The organism is Marinomonas piezotolerans, from assembly GCF_003362755.1.
Taxonomy (GTDB): Bacteria; Pseudomonadota; Gammaproteobacteria; order Pseudomonadales; family Marinomonadaceae; genus Marinomonas; species Marinomonas piezotolerans.
Map to the genome: position 1 here is coordinate 1 of NZ_QKRA01000019.1, position 17,526 is coordinate 17,526.

General features: G+C 45.3%; 17 protein-coding genes and 7 tRNA genes. 7 read left to right on the forward strand and 17 right to left on the reverse strand.

What is annotated here, in order from left to right; genetic code table 11:
• Window positions 1–20: 20 nt before the first annotated feature.
• The 14 genes from DN730_RS18690 to thrS form a co-directional block, all read right to left on the reverse strand.
• Window positions 21–97 (reverse strand) — tRNA-Asp (locus DN730_RS18690).
• Between the two features lie 33 nt (window positions 98–130).
• A tRNA-Val gene (locus DN730_RS18695) sits at window positions 131–206 on the reverse strand.
• An 18-nt stretch (window positions 207–224) separates the two neighbouring features.
• A tRNA-Thr gene (locus DN730_RS18700) sits at window positions 225–300 on the reverse strand.
• A gap of 41 nt (window positions 301–341) precedes the next feature.
• Window positions 342–417, reverse strand: a tRNA-Thr gene (locus tag DN730_RS18705).
• Window positions 418–437: 20 nt separating this feature from the next.
• Window positions 438–513: transfer RNA gene (locus tag DN730_RS18710), tRNA-Thr, on the reverse strand.
• A gap of 35 nt (window positions 514–548) precedes the next feature.
• Window positions 549–624: transfer RNA gene (locus DN730_RS18715), tRNA-Thr, on the reverse strand.
• A gap of 14 nt (window positions 625–638) precedes the next feature.
• Window positions 639–715: transfer RNA gene (locus DN730_RS18720), tRNA-Pro, on the reverse strand.
• A gap of 264 nt (window positions 716–979) precedes the next feature.
• Window positions 980–1,276 carry an integration host factor subunit alpha gene (locus tag DN730_RS18725; protein WP_115469647.1) on the reverse strand — a complete coding sequence of 99 codons (297 nt, stop codon included), beginning with the start codon at window positions 1,274–1,276 and terminating at the stop codon, window positions 980–982.
• A 4-nt stretch (window positions 1,277–1,280) separates the two neighbouring features.
• Window positions 1,281–3,665, reverse strand: a complete 2,385-nt coding sequence (gene pheT, locus DN730_RS18730; protein WP_115469648.1) for a phenylalanine--tRNA ligase subunit beta — start codon at window positions 3,663–3,665, stop codon at window positions 1,281–1,283.
• A 16-nt stretch (window positions 3,666–3,681) separates the two neighbouring features.
• Window positions 3,682–4,677, reverse strand: a complete 996-nt coding sequence (gene pheS, locus DN730_RS18735; RefSeq protein WP_115469649.1) for a phenylalanine--tRNA ligase subunit alpha — start codon at window positions 4,675–4,677, stop codon at window positions 3,682–3,684.
• Window positions 4,678–4,789: 112 nt separating this feature from the next.
• Window positions 4,790–5,146, reverse strand: coding sequence for a 50S ribosomal protein L20 (gene rplT, locus DN730_RS18740; RefSeq protein ID WP_013661637.1), 357 nt, complete (start codon window positions 5,144–5,146; stop codon window positions 4,790–4,792).
• Window positions 5,147–5,189: 43 nt separating this feature from the next.
• Entirely contained in the window at window positions 5,190–5,384 is a 195-nt protein-coding gene (rpmI, locus tag DN730_RS18745) for a 50S ribosomal protein L35 (protein ID WP_115469650.1), read from the reverse strand.
• 66 nt (window positions 5,385–5,450) lie between these two features.
• Window positions 5,451–5,984, reverse strand: a complete 534-nt coding sequence (infC, locus tag DN730_RS18750) for a translation initiation factor IF-3 (protein WP_115469651.1) — start codon at window positions 5,982–5,984, stop codon at window positions 5,451–5,453.
• Between the two features lie 29 nt (window positions 5,985–6,013).
• Window positions 6,014–7,930: a threonine--tRNA ligase gene (gene thrS / locus DN730_RS18755; protein WP_115469652.1), complete on the reverse strand. Its 1,917-nt coding sequence runs from the start codon at window positions 7,928–7,930 to the stop codon at window positions 6,014–6,016.
• Between the two features lie 247 nt (window positions 7,931–8,177).
• Here thrS and DN730_RS18760 point away from each other — a divergent pair, with 247 nt between their 5' ends.
• Together DN730_RS18760 and DN730_RS18765 are read left to right on the forward strand one after the other, a co-directional pair.
• Window positions 8,178–8,804, forward strand: a complete 627-nt coding sequence (locus DN730_RS18760; RefSeq protein ID WP_115469653.1) for an O-methyltransferase — start codon at window positions 8,178–8,180, stop codon at window positions 8,802–8,804.
• A 92-nt stretch (window positions 8,805–8,896) separates the two neighbouring features.
• Complete coding sequence (locus tag DN730_RS18765; protein WP_115469654.1) at window positions 8,897–9,622, forward strand: GIY-YIG nuclease family protein; 726 nt, start codon at window positions 8,897–8,899, stop codon at window positions 9,620–9,622.
• Between the two features lie 83 nt (window positions 9,623–9,705).
• On the opposite strand, the gene msrA is transcribed toward DN730_RS18765, so the two are convergent.
• A complete protein-coding gene (gene msrA / locus DN730_RS18770) occupies window positions 9,706–10,317 on the reverse strand; it encodes a peptide-methionine (S)-S-oxide reductase MsrA (protein WP_245958020.1) in 612 nt (203 codons plus the stop codon).
• A 71-nt stretch (window positions 10,318–10,388) separates the two neighbouring features.
• On the reverse strand, window positions 10,389–12,413 hold the full coding sequence (locus tag DN730_RS18775; RefSeq protein ID WP_115469656.1) for an NADPH-dependent 2,4-dienoyl-CoA reductase: 2,025 nt from the start codon (window positions 12,411–12,413) through the stop codon (window positions 10,389–10,391).
• Window positions 12,414–12,652: 239 nt separating this feature from the next.
• Between DN730_RS18775 and DN730_RS18780 the strand changes: the two genes are divergently transcribed.
• From DN730_RS18780 to DN730_RS18790, 3 genes are all read left to right on the forward strand, one after another.
• Entirely contained in the window at window positions 12,653–13,330 is a 678-nt protein-coding gene (locus DN730_RS18780; RefSeq protein WP_115469657.1) for a class I SAM-dependent methyltransferase, read from the forward strand.
• 142 nt (window positions 13,331–13,472) lie between these two features.
• Window positions 13,473–14,672, forward strand: coding sequence for an MFS transporter (locus DN730_RS18785; RefSeq protein WP_115469658.1), 1,200 nt, complete (start codon window positions 13,473–13,475; stop codon window positions 14,670–14,672).
• Window positions 14,673–14,703: 31 nt separating this feature from the next.
• Window positions 14,704–15,147: a GtrA family protein gene (locus tag DN730_RS18790; RefSeq protein WP_115469659.1), complete on the forward strand. Its 444-nt coding sequence runs from the start codon at window positions 14,704–14,706 to the stop codon at window positions 15,145–15,147.
• A gap of 4 nt (window positions 15,148–15,151) precedes the next feature.
• On the opposite strand, the gene DN730_RS18795 is transcribed toward DN730_RS18790, so the two are convergent.
• Window positions 15,152–15,703: a TetR/AcrR family transcriptional regulator gene (locus tag DN730_RS18795; RefSeq protein WP_115469660.1), complete on the reverse strand. Its 552-nt coding sequence runs from the start codon at window positions 15,701–15,703 to the stop codon at window positions 15,152–15,154.
• Window positions 15,704–15,804: 101 nt separating this feature from the next.
• Here DN730_RS18795 and DN730_RS18800 point away from each other — a divergent pair, with 101 nt between their 5' ends.
• Entirely contained in the window at window positions 15,805–16,236 is a 432-nt protein-coding gene (locus DN730_RS18800; protein WP_115469661.1) for a DUF3010 family protein, read from the forward strand.
• Window positions 16,237–16,406: 170 nt separating this feature from the next.
• Entirely contained in the window at window positions 16,407–17,339 is a 933-nt protein-coding gene (locus tag DN730_RS18805; RefSeq protein WP_115469662.1) for a DHH family phosphoesterase, read from the forward strand.
• Window positions 17,340–17,526: the final 187 nt, after the last annotated feature.

Here is a 17,526-nt window from a genome sequence, read left to right on the forward strand (position 1 = left end):
TTACTCACATCAAAAGTAAGTGGCGGAACGGACGGGACTCGAACCCGCGACCCCCTGCGTGACAGGCAGGTATTCTAACCAACTGAACTACCGCTCCATTGTCATAGGTTCTTTAGCCACTTCCTATGAGTGGTGGGTGTGGAGAGGTTCGAACTCCCGACATTCGCCTTGTAAGGGCGACGCTCTCCCAACTGAGCTACACACCCAATCGATGTTTGCGATGATGGTGCCGCCACCAAGAGTCGAACTCGGGACCCTCTGATTACAAGTCAGATGCTCTACCAACTGAGCTATAGCGGCTTATCGCTAACAAATTTTCTACGACTCTATTTAAAGAGAAGTGGTGCCGCCACCAAGAGTCGAACTCGGGACCCTCTGATTACAAGTCAGATGCTCTACCAACTGAGCTATAGCGGCAAATAGCTGCTATCGTTTAATGGTGCCGCCACCAAGAGTCGAACTCGGGACCCTCTGATTACAAGTCAGATGCTCTACCAACTGAGCTATAGCGGCATAAACGAATAACATTTTACAACACAGTACGGCGATGGTGCCGCCACCAAGAGTCGAACTCGGGACCCTCTGATTACAAGTCAGATGCTCTACCAACTGAGCTATAGCGGCTTCTATCAATGTACTGGTCGGGACGGCAGGATTTGAACCTGCGACCACTAGCACCCCATGCTAGTGCGCTACCAGGCTGCGCTACGCCCCGTTACTGAATTAGGGCGCTGCCCCTGTCAGCGGGTGCGTATATTACTATAACAAAATAAAAAGGGAAGAAGTTTTTTAAGTTTTTTCGTCTTTTTTCGCACATCACCCACGTCACAAGAATAACGTAACTGCGTAATGTGTAAGGATAAATTCATCTTTACATCGATTCTATACAACAGATGAATCTAGATTCCAGAAGACCCTATGCACTAAAAAAGCCACTAGATTATTTCTAGTGGCTTTTTAAAAGACCATTTACAGCGACTTACTCTTGCATATAACTCTCGACCTTCGTCTTGAGTTTTTGACCTGGCTTAAACGTCACAACAGTTCGAGCAGTAATTGGAATTTCTTCACCTGTTTTGGGGTTGCGCCCAGGACGTTGACTTTTCTCACGCACTTCAAAATTACCAAAACCTGATAATTTGACTTGCTCCCGTTCGACAAGAGTCTCTCTGACCGTGTCAAAAAAACACTCGACCAGGTCTTTTGCATCTTTTTTACTCAACCCCATCGAATCAACTAAATTTTCTGCAATGTCTGCTTTCGTCAAGGACGCCATAATCTTACCCCCGAATAACTGCTCCCAGCTTATCTGCAAGCGCTGCAGTAACTGCTTCCACAGCACTGTTCACTTCTTCATCACTAAGAGTGTGTGAAGGATGCTGCCACGTCAAGCCTAAAGCCACACTTTTTTCTGATTCATCAATGCCTTGGCCTTGATAAACATCGAAAACAGTCACTTTTTTAAAGGACTCTCCCGCTGCTCCAGCGATCACATCTTCCAAAGCTCGAACAGGTGCTTCTCGCTTCACAATAAGCGCTAGGTCTCGACGAACTTCAGGAAATTTGGACACACGTTGGTATTCAGGAAGCGTCGCACCAAGCACTACATCTAGCGCCAACTCAAAGACATACACTGGCTGATTAGCACCCAATTGCTTGGACAACTGAGGATGTAGCTCGCCTAGCACGCCCACTCTTTCACCATCTACCAATACGTAAGCTGAACGTCCTGGGTGTAAATAGGTTTCTTCTGCACGCTCAAACTCGGGCTTAGGACCTTGATTCAGTGCAAAAACCTCTTCTACATGCGCCTTAAGGTCGTAAAAGTCGACTTTTTCATTATTGTGATACCAACCTTCTGGGTAACGAGAGCCAGCAATTAAACCAGACACTTGATGAACTTGATCCAGCTCATCTAGTTTATTTACGTCACCAATGAATCGACTCCCCGTCTCAAAAATACGCACACGAGACTGTTGTCGATTTTGGTTATGCAGATACACTTTTACCAAGCCTGGTAGCAAGCTCGTGCGCATGACGCCCATATCCCCAGAGATTGGATTCGCTAAAGGAACAGGTTCTACTTCAGGAAAAAACTGCTTACTCAATAGCGGGTCAATAAAACTGTACGTAACGGCTTCTTGGTAACCTTGAGACACTAATGTCGCACGTAACGCTTGAATAGGTGTTTTGCTTTCAGACGCTGGCGTAAAGCTCACTGCTGCCGTAGGCATTGATGAAGGCAGGTTGTCGTAACCGTAGATACGCGCAACTTCTTCGATCAAGTCGGCTTCGATTTCAATATCAAAGCGGTGTGACGGTGCAATCGTTACCCATTGCTCGTCCGTTACTTCAACCATTTCAAGGTCAAGGCGTGTAAGGATATCAGTCACTAGATCTTTATCTAAAGAGGTTGCTAGATACTGATCCAATTTCTTACGACGGAGTGTCACTTGATTTGCTTTTGACAGGTTTGCTTCGGTGACAACTTCATTGACTGGACCTACTTCACCACCAGCAATATCCAAAATCAACTGAGTCGCACGTTCCATTGCTTTAGCCGCAAGGGTCGCATCGACACCACGCTCGAAACGGTGTGACGAATCTGTATGCAAGCCATAAGAGCGCGCTTTGCCTGCCAAGGCTAGCGGCGCAAAGAACGCACTTTCAAGGAAGATGGTCTGCGTATCCGCATTCACACCAGAGTGCTCGCCCCCCATGATACCCGCCATAGCTAACGCTTTTTGCTCATCCGCTATCACCATAGTATCTGCACGCAGTGCGATCTCTTGGCCGTCAAGTAGAAGTAGCTTTTCGCCCTCTTCCGCCATGCGAACAACAATAGAGCCAGACAGGTTATTCAAGTCAAACGCATGCATCGGTTGACCTAATTCGATCATCACATAGTTAGTGATGTCGACAATAGGGTCAATCGAACGAATACCGCTACGACGTAGCTTCTCAACCATCCACAAAGGCGTTTCCGCTTTTACGTTAACCCCTTTGATCACTCGACCGAGATATCGTGGGCAGCCTTCTGTGGCGTCAACGCGAATTGGGAAGCTATCGTCAATGCTTACCGCTTGTGTTTCGATGACAACAGGCGTCACGTCAACCTTGTTGATCACACCTACTTCACGCGCAAGACCCGCTATGCTCAGACAGTCTGCACGGTTTGGCGTCAAGTCTACGTCTATAACGCTGTCATCAAGGTTCAAGTATTCACGAATATCTGTACCGACTGGCGCATCCTCTGCAAGCTCTAAAATGCCATCATTCTCCTCGCTGATTTTCAGCTCAGATGCCGAACATAGCATGCCAAAAGACTCTACTTGGCGTAGTTTCGCTTTTTTAATTTTAAAATCACCGCCTAATACAGCGCCGATTTTGGCAAATGGAATTTTGATACCAGGGCGAGCGTTAGGTGCACCGCATACTACTTGAAATTGCTCAGCACCGTCAGAGACAGTACATACTTGCAATTTGTCAGCATTGGGGTGCTGCTCGGCCGCTAGAATTTCACCAACTACAACACCAGTGAATTCACCTGCTGCGGCCTCGACTTCGTCCACTTCAAGACCCGCCATTGTCACTTGAGCGACAAGTTCGTCAGTCGTTACTTCTGGATTGACCCACTCTCTTAGCCAATTTTCACTGAATTTCATATCTAGCCCTTGGTCTTTACTTGAATTGTGTTAGGAAACGTAGATCGTTTTCGAAGAACATACGTAGGTCATCAACTTTGTAACGCAGCATAGCGAATCGCTCTACACCCATACCAAAAGCAAAACCAGTATACTTTTCTGGATCGATGCCAGACATTTCAAGCACTTTCGGATGCACCATTCCACACCCTAACACTTCCAGCCAAGATTCTTCCCCTTTGCTATTGGTGCGCATGATATCGACTTCAATAGATGGTTCAGTAAATGGGAAGTAACTAGGGCGGAAACGCACTTTAAGATCATCTTCAAAAAACACATTCAAAAATTGCTGCAATATCCCTTTAAGATCAGCAAAGGAAATATTTTCGTCGATTAGCAATCCTTCCACCTGATGGAACATTGGCGTATGAGTCTGATCAGAGTCGCTGCGATAGACACGACCAGGACAAATAATTCGTATTGGCGGCTGATTGTTTTCCATCGTACGAACTTGTACCGGAGATGTGTGGGTGCGCAATACTGTATTAGGATTGAAGTAGAACGTATCCTGCATAGCCCGCGCAGGATGATGCTCAGGAATGTTTAACGCTTCGAAGTTATGATAATCATCTTCAATTTCCGGTCCTGATGCCACATCAAAACCAATACCACGGAAGAATGTTTCAATTCGCTCCATAGTACGTGTAACAGGGTGAAGACCACCTATTTCTTGTCCTTTACCCGACAACGAAATATCGATCGTCTCATTTGCAAGCTTGGCATTTAACGCAGCCGCTGCAAGGGCAGTCTTACGCTCGTTGATTTTCTCTTGAACTTGTTGCTTGGCTTCATTCACAAGCTGCCCAAACTTAGGGCGATCTTCCGCAGCAACATTACCCAGTTGTTTCAAAAGTGCTGTCAAAGCGCCTTTCTTACCCAGATAATGCACTCGTACTTCATCAAGGGCTGATTCACTGTCAGATGCAGCTACCGCGGCCAGCGCGTCAGCAAGAATCTGGTTTAGGTTCTCCATTTACTTACTCCAAAAAATAAAATAGGGGAAGAGCATTGGCCCTTCCCCTATTAAAGACTGCTTGAGTGACAACACAATGAATGCGACATCACTCTAGGCACTACGTCTAGAATTAAGCCAAGCTTGCTTTCGCTTTCTCAACGATCGCAGCAAAAACTTCTTTTTCGTAAACGGCCAAGTCAGCTAGTACTTTACGGTCGATTTCAATTGATGCTTTCTTAAGACCAGCAATGAAGCGGCTGTAAGATAGACCATTGATACGAGCCGCAGCGTTAATACGAGCAATCCATAGAGCACGGAATTGACGTTTGCGCTGACGACGGTCACGGTATGCGTATTGACCTGCTTTAATAACCGCTTGTTTCGCTACACGAAATACACGGCTACGAGCACCGTAGTAACCTTTAGCTTGCTTTAAAATCTTTTTGTGACGGCGACGAGCCTGAACACCACGTTTTACGCGAGGCATAATATAAACCTTTTAACTAGAATGTTGACTTAAAAAATATCGATTAAACGTAAGGAAGCATGCGAACAATTAATGGCTTGTCGCTAGCTTTTACTTGGTGCATTGCACGAAGTTGACGTTTACGCTTAGTAGACTTTTTAGTCAAAATGTGACTAGTGAAAGACTGCTTATGTTTAAAACCGTTCGCGGTACGTTTGAAGCGCTTAAGAGCACTACTGTTAGATTTAATTTTTGGCATGGTAAAACCACTCTCGCATTCGTTAATGTTAATGCAGTAACAAGGACTAATACCTAATCGCTTTTACTACTTCTTCTTTTTAGGGGCCAGCACCATAGTCAATTGACGACCTTCCATTTTCGCAGCTTGTTCCACTACACCATAATCATCTAAGTCTTGTGCGACTCGATTCATAAGTTGCATGCCAAGCTCCTGATGGGCCATTTCACGACCGCGGTAACGTAACGAAACCTTGGCCTTATCCCCTCCTTCAAGGAAACGTATCAGGTTGCGGAGTTTTACCTGATAATCCCCTTCCTCCGTCCCTGGACGGAATTTCATTTCTTTAACTTGGATTTGCTTCGCATTCTTGCGCTGAGCGGCTTTCGCCTTTTTTTGCTCGAACACATGCTTACCGTAGTCCATGATTTTGCAAACAATCGGATCTGAATCAGCAATCTGCACTAGGTCAAGCGTTGCAGCACGTGCAGCTTCTAGTGCTTCTTCAATCGAAACAACACCAATTTGATCACCTTCAGCACCAATTAGACGCACTTCGGTAGCTCGAATGTTTTCGTTGATTAGAGGACGTTGTTTCGCATTTGCGCGTCCACGATTCATATTACCTTTTATAGCTCTATCTCCATCTTTTATTTACGACTACGGCGTGAGACTTCGTTTTGAAGCAATTCTTCAAAATCTTTTATACTCATCACACCAAGATCTTCGCCAGAACGAGTACGAACAGCAACCTGCTGATTTTCGACTTCTTTATCACCGACAACGATCAAATAAGGCACTCTCTGTAAAGTATGCTCGCGGATTTTAAACCCGATCTTCTCGTTTCTCAAGTCAAGTTTTGCTCGGAAGCCATTAGAATTCAGAGTTTTCTCTAAATTTTGGCAATATTCCGCTTGGCGATCCGTGATATTTAGAATCACGACTTGCTCAGGTGCTAACCACGCTGGGAAGGCACCTTCTGTTTCTTCGATCAGTATACCAATGAAACGCTCTAAAGAACCAACGATTGCTCGGTGCAGCATAACTGGCGTTTGACGCGATCCATCTTCTGACACATATTGCGCCCCGAGGCGTGTTGGCATAGAGAAGTCAACTTGGATAGTACCACATTGCCAAACTCGACCAATGGCATCTTTCAGAGAGAATTCGATTTTCGGTCCGTAGAACGCCCCTTCGCCTGGCAACTCTTCCCATTCAAGCCCAGCCACATCTAAGGCATCAGCTAACGCTTTCTCTGCTTTATCCCACACTTCATCAGAACCGACTCGCTGCTCAGGGCGAGTTGATAATCGATAAATAATATTGGTAAAACCAAAATCAGCGTACACCTCGTGTAGCAACTCTATGAATTCAGACACTTCTGATTGAATTTGATCTTCCGTGGCAAAAATATGTCCGTCATCTTGTACAAAGTTACGTACACGCATGATGCCATGCAATGCCCCAGAGGGTTCATTACGGTGACATGAACCAAATTCAGCCATACGATAGGGTAAATCACGGTAACTTTTCAGGCCTTGATTATACACTTGAATATGGCAAGGGCAGTTCATTGGTTTTACAGCGTAATCACGATTCTCTGAGTGAGTCGTAAACATGTTTTCATGATATTTACCCCAATGCCCAGACTTTTCCCAAAGTACACGGTCAACAATTTGCGGTGTTTTCACCTCTTGATAACCGTTTTCGCGCTGTTTCTGTCGCATGTATTGCTCTACGATCTGATACAGCCCCCAACCTTTAGGATGCCAAAACACCATACCAGGTGCTTCTTCCTGAACATGAAATAAATCTAATTTTTTACCCAGCTTACGATGATCACGTTTTTCGGCTTCTTCGATACGCGTCAAATAAGCTTTCAGATCTTTTTTGTCAGACCAAGCCGTACCATATATACGCTGCAGTTGCTCGTTACTGGAGTCACCTCGCCAATACGCACCCGCAAGCTTCATTAGTTTAAAATGACGCAATACACGTGTATTCGGCACATGGGGGCCACGACACATATCCATATATTCTTCATGATGATACAGACCGACCTCTTTTACAGAGTCATCCATATCGTCAATGAGCTGAACCTTGTAGTCTTCACCTCGCTCAACAAACTGAGCTCGCGCTTGATCGACAGGCGTCATCTTCTTTATAACGTCGTAATCTTTTTTGATCAGCTCGCCAATACGCTTTTCGATAGCTGCCATGTCATCGGGTGTAAAGGGACGCTCATAAGCAATGTCGTAGTAGAACCCTTCACTAATAACCGGACCAATAGCCATTTTTGCAGTTGGGAATAACTGCTTGACCGCGTGACCTACCAAATGGGCAAACGAATGGCGGATAATCTCCAACCCTTCTTCGTCACGCCCTGTTACTAGGCTCACACTTGAATCTTCTGTGATTAATTCACAAGCATCAACGAGTTTGCCGTTTATTTTCCCGGCAACAGTCGCTTTCGCTAGACCAGGGCCAATATCTTCGGCCACTTGCATGAGTGTAACAGGCTCGTTGAACGAGCGTTGATTTCCATCTGGTAACGTAATTACTGGCATTTTCTTCCCCTATCGGAGTCAGTGGTGCTCCATACGAAAGAGCACATGTAAATTTAAGGCCAGTAAACTAACACTTCTCAGAGCTTTTTGCGACCTCCTAAAGACACATTCACACTTGAATACAATGAGAATGCTGACGCTACAAAAATCAACCTTTTTTTGTGCTTTTCTGCCATAGACATTCGCTGCCAGCGCGGTAAAATGGCGCCCGTTTCACAACAAACAGATCGACATCTAAAAAGGCCTTATGGATCACGACGCTATTGACAATTACTGTGTTGAGACAACTCAACCAGAGCCCGACTTATTATTAGAGCTTGTTGAAAAAACATACTCTGATATGGGTTACCCCAATAAGCTGTCTGGGCGCACAATTGGTCGAACGCTAAAATTGCTTGCGAAGATCCACCAACCTAAACGTGCTTTAGAAATAGGTATGTTTACTGGTTACTCTGCCTTGTCGATCGCCGAAGGCATGCCCGAAGACGGCACCCTACTTTGTTGTGAAACCAACCCCCGTGCAATATCGTTTGCACAATCTTTTTTTGATCGGAGTCCATTCGGGCACAAGATCACTCCTGTTTTTGGCCCAGCGTTGGAAACCATTCAAACGCTTGAGGGCTCATTCGATTTTGTCTTCATCGACGCTGATAAGCGCAACTATCTGAATTACTACGAAGCAGCTGTTTCGTTAATTAGAAGTGGCGGACTTATCGTAATCGATAATTCAATTTGGCAAGGACGGGTACTCTCTCCTGAAGAGAACAGCGATGTTGCAGTGGACGCCATGAACAAACGCATCGCAGCGGACCCGAGAGTGGAAAATGTCCACCTCCATGTGCGAGACGGATTAAATCTCGTCATCAAGCTTTAAACACTAATGTATTCACAAGCGTCAGGCACCGTCTAATAAGGGCGGTGGCAGGTGCTATGTTTTTGACTGTAAGAAATTCAAGAGGCAGCGATTTGGTCGTTTTTAAAATCACAAATAATGTCACTGGAAAGCACTACGTCGGCACTTCATTTAATAGCGGTTTTCAGCGCTTCGAACAGTATGTCGAAGCAGCCAATGAAGATTTAGATTACCCGCTTTACGAAGAAATCCGTACACACGGTGTCGATGCATTTTCAGTAGAAGAGCTTTATGAAACTAGAGATAAAGAGGAGCTTTATGAATTAGAGCAAGACTATATCTCTATTTATAACGCAGAGAGCTTGCGTGGCTACAAGATTGGACAAACAACAAGCAAGGTTAGCCAACTCAGTTTTGGCAAGAAAGCCATGTTTGATACCAATGGCGTATCTACAAACGAGCCAGTCAAGAAGTCTCCTGGTCGCAAAGCAGCCACCAAAAAGACTGAAGTGAAGAAAGTAGATCTACCCCAAAAGGATGAGCCCAAGCCAACCGCCTCCTCTTTTTTCGGTGAGCTTATCGGCGAAGATCGTTTAGATACCCCTGCAGCATCTAAAAAAGAAGATCCTACAAAGCCGACTACGATTAATCGCACAACTCGAAGCAAAAGCAATATTCAAAAAATGTTGCGCGAAGCTGAAAAACAGGCCAAGCAAGAACGTGCTGAAAAACTTCGTCTTGCTCAGCAAGAGCAAGCAGATGAGATGGCGATGATCATGGCAAAACTAGATGTCACATCTAAAACAGCAACGTCGGCATTTCGTCGTCGCAAAGGTTGATACTGCAGAATCAAAAAAAGCCCCGCTAGGCTACTAGCGGGGCTTTTTTATGAAAGCGACATCTCAGTTACAAGGTTGTATCGTTAATGATACTGCTCACTCGCTACACTTCCCCACAACTCTTCTATACGAGCCTCTCTACCACAGCTCGAACGATAGAAACGATATCGCCAGCTATTTTTTAGATAGTAATCTTGATGGTATTCTTCAGCTAAATAGAATGTCTTTGCTGGAAGTATTTCAGTGACAATGTCTTCCGAAAAGGGCTTGTTCTTCTCTATATCTGACAAAGACGCCTCAAAAACCCGTTTTTGTTCGTCATTTTGGTAAAACAACCCAGTTCTGTAGGGTTCACCTTTATCACAAAACTGACCGTTCGGATCGGTTGGATCAATAGTCTTCCAAAAATAATCCGTAAGCTCTCGCAAGCTCACCTTTTCGTCATCAAAGGTAATTTTTACCGCTTCAAAATGTCCGGTATTTTTGGAGGAAACCTGCTTATATGTAGGGTTTACCAGTGTCCCCCCCGTATAACCTGACACGACACTTTCTACACCATCCACCTTCTCAAAGTCCGATTCGACACACCAGAAACACCCGCCTGCAGCAATCATCGTTTGAATCTCTGCCTGCACAGGCACAACGCTAAGCACTGCGACTGTGATCATAGACCCCGTCATCATCGTCCATTTCATGGTTTTGCCTCGATAATCTTTCATTTAATAGGTTGGAACTTGGCATCATAGATTAGTTCCCCACCAATCTTCTACAACATCAACGCCACTTCTGTTCCTTGTAATATCGCTCGTTTGGCATCTAATTCCTTAGCAATATCGGCGCCACCAATAAATTGATAGGAATGACGCAAACCATCAGCGAGGGAACGTGATGGCTCCTGTCCTGCACAAACAACAACTGTATCAACTTGTAATAAGCGCTTTTCGCCATCTACCAACAAGTGTAGGCCAGCGTCATCGATTTTTTCATAAGTACAACCGGCCAACATCTTCACCCCCCCTTGCTTCAGCTGAGTTCGATGTATCCAACCTGTCGTCTTACCCAAACCCACCCCCACTTTTGAAGGCTTGCGCTGTAGCAAATAGATTTCTCTCTCTGAAATATGGGGGGAAGGCTCCACTCCCTCTACACCGCCGCGAGCTTTGAGAGAGGTATCTATTCCCCAGTTATGCGCAAAGTCCGCTACATCATTAAGAGGCTTATCAGGTTCATCAACCATAAGATATTCCGCCACATCAAACCCAATTCCGCCAGCGCCTATAAGTGCGACACGGCTACCTACCTTCGACTTATCACGAAGTACTTCAAGATAACTTTTTACACTAGAATGATTGATGCCGAGTATGTCAGGCATACGTGGCTGAATACCTGTTGCAAGCAACACATGATCAACGTCCATTTGATTTAAACCCGCAACGTCCACGCGCGTATTTAGGCACACTTTTACACCCAACTCTGCCAGACGATGATCAAAGTAACGCAATGTCTCTGCAAATTCTGACTTTCCCGGAATCGTCTTTGCAATATTGAACTGGCCACCCAACTGACTACAAGCATCAATCAATGTAACGCGGTGCCCGCGAGATGCAGCCGTTTCAGCGGCAGCAAGCCCAGCTGGTCCAGCGCCAACTACCACAATTTTCTTAGGCTTCTCTGCAGTTACGCGAATACGCTTCGTTTCATGGCATGCAAATGGGTTAACCAAGCAACTGGCGACTTTGCCAACAAATACGTGATCCAAACACGCTTGATTGCAACCAATGCACGTATTAATTGCTTTTGCCCGCCCCGACTCTGCTTTGTTGACAAAATCAGGATCGGCTAAAAATGGCCTCGCCATGGACACCATATCAGCCTCTCCGGCGTTGAGAATCGCTTCTGCAACCTCTGGTGTATTAATGCGATTGGTCGCAACCACTGGAATGGTAAAATACTCACGAAACTTACTTGTGACCCACGAGAAACCACCTCTAGGGACACATGTTGCGATCGTTGGTATACGTGCTTCGTGCCAACCAATTCCTGTATTTATAATTGTGGCTCCTGCCTTTTCAACGGCTTGTCCTAGCTCCACTATCTCATCGAAGCTCGATCCGCCTTCTACAAGGTCTAGCATCGATAATCTAAAAATAATAATAAAGTGCTCACCAACTGCCTCGCGTATTCTTGCAACCACAGCGACAGGCACGCGTATTCTATTTTGATAGGCGCCTCCCCACTGGTCGTCCCGCTGGTTCGTGCATTGTGCGACAAACTGGTTCAACAAGTACCCCTCTGACGCCATAATTTCCACACCATCGTAGCCCGCCTGTTTGGCAAACTGAGCCATTACGACAAAGTCACCTATCTGTTTTTCTATGTGCTCATCAGAAAGCTCATTCGGAACAAATCGGTTGATGGGAGCTTGAATAGCCGAAGGAGCGACCAAATTTGGATGAAATGCATATCGCCCTGTATGCAGAATCTGCAAGCAGATTTTTCCGCCTGCGTCATGCACAGCTTGGGTGATACTTCGATGGACCTTCACTGAAGGGGGCTCGTAGGGCATCGGATAGGGCGAGCCCTCTGCGTTAGGGCTATAGCCACCCGTTACAATCAACCCGACTCCACCGCGAGCACGCGCCGCATAGAACGCGGCCAATTGATCCCCAGTCTTATCTTTTTCTTCTAAGCCTGTGTGCATAGAGCCCATTAGTACGCGATTTTTTAAAGTGGTGAACCCTAAATCCAAGGGCTGAAAAATATTAGGGTAGTATTTATTGTTAGGCCCCATGCGAGCTATTCCTCTTCTATATTGCGCAGAAAAATCTTTATTTATCATGGCAAAACAAGGCAACTCTACAAATCACAATACAACGCAAATATGCATACAAAATACGCCACAACACTTCCGACGCACCGAAAACAACTTGCTCTTTTGCCTAATTAGGTTATTCTGACTCCACTTATGTTTCGTCACATATCTTAGATATCTGGCTTAGCCTTTGCGCTCATCTAGACTAGGATAACCCAATGCTCCCCTCTCCCCTGCGTGTCCGATACCAAACAATTGAGTTTGGCAGTACCGATATTCATGTGTGCACATTGCGCGATAACCAACAATTTTCTGATCCAGATGGCGCAGCGGAAGCCTTGGGGATTTCAGATGCAAGCTGGCCCCTTTTTGGTATCGTCTGGCCCTCAGGAATGGTGCTAGCTAACCACATGATGACCTATCAAACCAAGGGTAAACGCATTCTGGAGATAGGCTGCGGTATCGGCATTTCCAGCTTATTACTCAACGAGCGTTTAGACGATATCACCGCGACCGATTACCACCCTGAAGTGGAAGGTTTTTTAAATCGCAATACATCTCTCAATAATGGCAAGCCTATTGCCTTTCAACGCATTGATTGGGCAGCGGACAACAACTCCCTTGGGCGCTTTGATATTATTATTGGCAGTGATCTTCTGTACGAAGATCAGCACGTTAAATTGTTGGCCGACTTTATTCGGAATCATGCCAATGAAAACTGTACGGTGGTTATCGTGGATCCTGGTCGCGGACGCAAAGCAAAGTTTTCTAAGCAGATGACAGCTCATGGCTTTGCCAGCAATCAAAGTAAACCCGTCCACACAGATTATTTACAGCAGCCCTTTAAAGGCTACATTTTGGAATATACCCGAGCGCAAGTAATAGCAGCGCAATAACGCTATGTGTGCTCCACTACATTCCTATTAATTGCCATTTTAGCCTCTAATAAATATTGACCAAACGGTTTATAATCTCCCCTTTTTGTTTACTTGCTCCCGGATCATGTAGAATCGGGATCTATAATTAGGGAAGTTTCCAATGTCTAACCCCCATCAGCCAGTACCGCAAACACATTGGCTAGAAGTGCTTATTTTGTGGCTTGCAGGCGTCAGCGCAGCTATGCAATTTGCCAAGTTCTCTATTTCATACAATGGGTTATTAGACTTCTATCAAGCAGGCCCGACACTGACCGGTGCCGCCATTTCTTTAGTCGGTGTTGTCGGTCTCATATTTGGCGTCACAGCAGGGATGTTGGCAGGACGTATAGGCTATCGAAAAGTACTCATTGGGGCGTTAGTGCTCGGAGCTGCATTATCGTTTACCCAGTCATTACTACCATCCTTTGAATTGATATTAATAACGCGCTTGCTTGAAGGTTTTTCTCAACTGGGAGTGGTAGTCGCTGCACCAACCATGATTGCTAAGTTAAGTGCCCCTCAACACCGTTCGATCACAATGGGGCTATGGGGAACATTTTTTGGCGTGGCGTTTGCCATCAGTGGTTTTGCGGGAAAATCCATTTTAAATCAATACAACTTAAGTGGTTTATATCTTGCCCACGGCCTCTTTATCGCCTCAATGGCCGTCATTCTCTTATTACTGCTTAAGAATGATGAATCGCGCTATGGCGATACTCCAGAAAAAGATGGGGTCGGTTACTTCAAAAAGCTCGGGCAAATTTACTCTACGCCGCGCACTGTTTTACCAGGCATTGTCTTTCTATTTTACACTTGCACTCTGGTATCGCTGCTCACGTACATTCCAAACTTTATTGCGAGCGAATCCCTGCGCACGTCAATGCAAGTTATTCTACCTCTAATGAGCACAGCCGGGACGTTTATCGCCGGAGCACTGTCTCAATATCTGATGCGTCCGCAAAGGGTAGCGCAATTAGCTTACTTGGGGCTAGCGGCAGGCGCTCTTCTGTTGAGCCAATTTAAAGAATCATCACTGCTCTTCACCATCATTGTTTCGCAAATGGTATTGTGTGCGGGCTTAATTCCAGGTGCCGCGCTGTCTATGATTCCCAAACTCGCGCGTAACAGCCAAGAGCAAGCGAACGGTTATGGCCTACTCGCCCAGATGGGCAACCTTGGTGCCACTATCGGCCCACCGAGTTTTGCAACCGTAATTGCATTATTTGGTATCTACGGCCTCGTTGGACTAGTACTTGTGATTTGCACGCTGGGTAGCATCGCCGCGTTGGTTGCAAATCACGTTAAAGCTCAAGCGTCATAATGTCGTCATAGGGGTAAGCTAATATGCCCCTATGAAACACTTTCTAACGCAGTTTTTCCAATTTAGTCTCGTCGGGCTGGTGAGCTTCAGCGTCGATATCGTTGCAATGTGGCTACTCTCTAACTGGCTACCACTTGTCTTAGCACGCTGCTTGGCTTTTGCTACCGCAGTACTGACTAACTGGATATGCCATCGTATTTATACGTTTAGGGAATACGCTTCTGTCGACGCCAAACTAAGAGAAGCCACACACTTCGTAATAGCTTCGGTTATTGGGATGATTCCTAATGTGGGAATTTACTGGTGGGTTGTGACGACGTCATTTTACTTAACCTATCAAGATATCCCTTTCGCGCCAGTTGTGGCGATGATTCCAGGTATTTTGCTAGGTCATTGCGTCAATTTCGCACTGTCTAAATACTGGGTGTTCAAACAACGAAATACCGTTCATCACCCACCTCACCCACTTATCTAAGAAATCACTTAATCAGCGCGGAAATTTCACTTTCTACGTCAATTGGCAGTGCTGATGCCTTCGACAACGCAGGAATCAGATAAGCTTCCCGAGACACGGCGACCAGTGCATAGAAATTTGCGTTGCTCAACTCAAATGCATTTAACCAAGCAGACAAATGCGCCACTAATAGTTCTTCAAGCGAATGAAATAAGCCGTGTTCGACGTCAGTTAGCTTGTGTCGCTCACCCCAATGAATACGATAAGCTGCTATTCGATCAGCACTGGCTACCCACTGCTCCCAAAGCGCCATCCAACCTTTGGTGAAAGAAGTCTCAGATACCTTCAACGCGGTGGTTTTCGCATCCAATTCACGTTCAGTTTCCGCTATCAAAAGCATCAAAACTTCCTGCCAAAGCAACAACTTGGAAGGAAAATTACTGTACACAGTTGGTTTAGAGACGCCCGCTTCAATGACAACTTGATCGATACTGGTTCCCTGATACCCAGAAACACGGAATAAGTTTGATGCCGCCTCGGCAATCAGACCTTTCTTTGAGGGTCGACCTCTGGCCATGATGTCTCACTTCTACTCGATTGATCCCTACATTATGCCATTGTTAACCTGTAAGTGTGAGATAATACAAAAATACTCATACACCCAGTTAGGAACACCATATGATTACTTGTGGTATCGAAATCAAAGGCAGCGAAGTCATACTTTGTTTATTGTCCAAACAAGACGGACTGTTTCAAATCGCAGACTGCCGCCAAATCCGCCATGCACTCACTCAACCCAACAGCGCCGACAGCATGCGTAAATTTCAGTTTATGCTGAAGAAATTGTTCGAAGATTACAAAGTAGAACGCGTCGTCATCCGCGAACGTCCGACCAAAGGAAAGTTTGCAGGCGGTGCGGTCGGTTTCAAAATTGAAGCGGCAATTCAACTCATTAGTGAGTTAGACGTCGATTTAATAAACAATGCAACAATGAAAGAGATCATCAAGCAAAATCCTTTACCTATTCCATTCTCTGCAACTGGACTAAAAGCCTTCCAAGAAGGTGCTTTCATGGTCGCATACGCGGCACTCTCTGAAGCTAACAGCTAGACAAAAGCAGTTCGATCAAAAGAGCCTTCTACCGAAAAAGCTCTTTCTGCATAACCTCAGTAAGCTAAGTTTTTAACGCCGATAATTGTCAAAAACTTACATATCTACCCATTAAAACAGCCCTTAACCTTGCTACACTAAACACTTCTCACACTACTGGAAGACTATGCATGAGCAATGGAAAATTTCGACTGGTCACACGAAGCGATTTTGATGGTTTAGTGTGTGCAGTATTGTTGAAAGACCTAGACATTATCGACGATATCCTATTTGTCCATCCAAAAGATATGCAGGACGGTAAAGTTGATATCAACCCTAATGACATCACCACGAACCTTCCGTATGTTAAAGGCTGCCACTTGGCCTTTGATCATCATTTAAGTGAAACAGTGCGTAACGATAGCAACATCGAAAACCACATCATCGATGCCAATGCCCCCTCTGCAGCGCGGGTTGTTTACGATTACTACGGTGGCGCACAAAAATTTCCTAATATCGCTGTTGATATGATGGATGCCGTGGATAAAGGTGACTCTGCACAATTCAATCGAGATGAAGTCCTTAACCCAGAAGGCTGGGTGCTACTCAATTTCATCATGGATGCTCGCACAGGCCTAGGTCGCTTCCGAGACTTCCGCATATCTAATTACCAATTGATGATGAAGCTGATCGACTACTGCAAGCAGCACACGATTGAAGAAATACTCGCCCTACCTGACGTAAAAGAACGCATTGAACTGTATCAAGAGCACAACACAAAGGCGAAAGAACAAATTCAACGCTGCGCAAGCGTGCATAAGAACCTTGTCGTGTTGGATCTTCTAAACGAAGAAACCATCTACGCCACTAATCGATTTGTTGTGTATGCACTATTCCCAGACTGCAATATTTCAATTCATAAAATGTGGGGACTTAAGAAGCAAAATACGGTCTTCGCTATTGGCAAATCCATACTCAATCGCTCTTCTAACACAAACGTCGGAGAGCTATGTCTAAAGTACGGCGGTGGCGGTCACCTCAATGCAGGCACATGCCAAATAGACAACCAGCAAGCTGAGTCAGCGTTACAAGATATTATTACGCAAATCAACACAGACGGATGATGATTGTTCATCGAGATTGCACTCAAAAAAAGCGGCACATGCCGCTTTTTTAGATAACGATGACCCGTCCTAAATAAGGTTGTCACTTTTCAATACAACAATTGGAGAGTGCAATGACCACAACATCTAAGCGTACACAGCGTGATTATTACCTTGCCTTTAAATTGGCTGTTGTTGATCAAGTAGA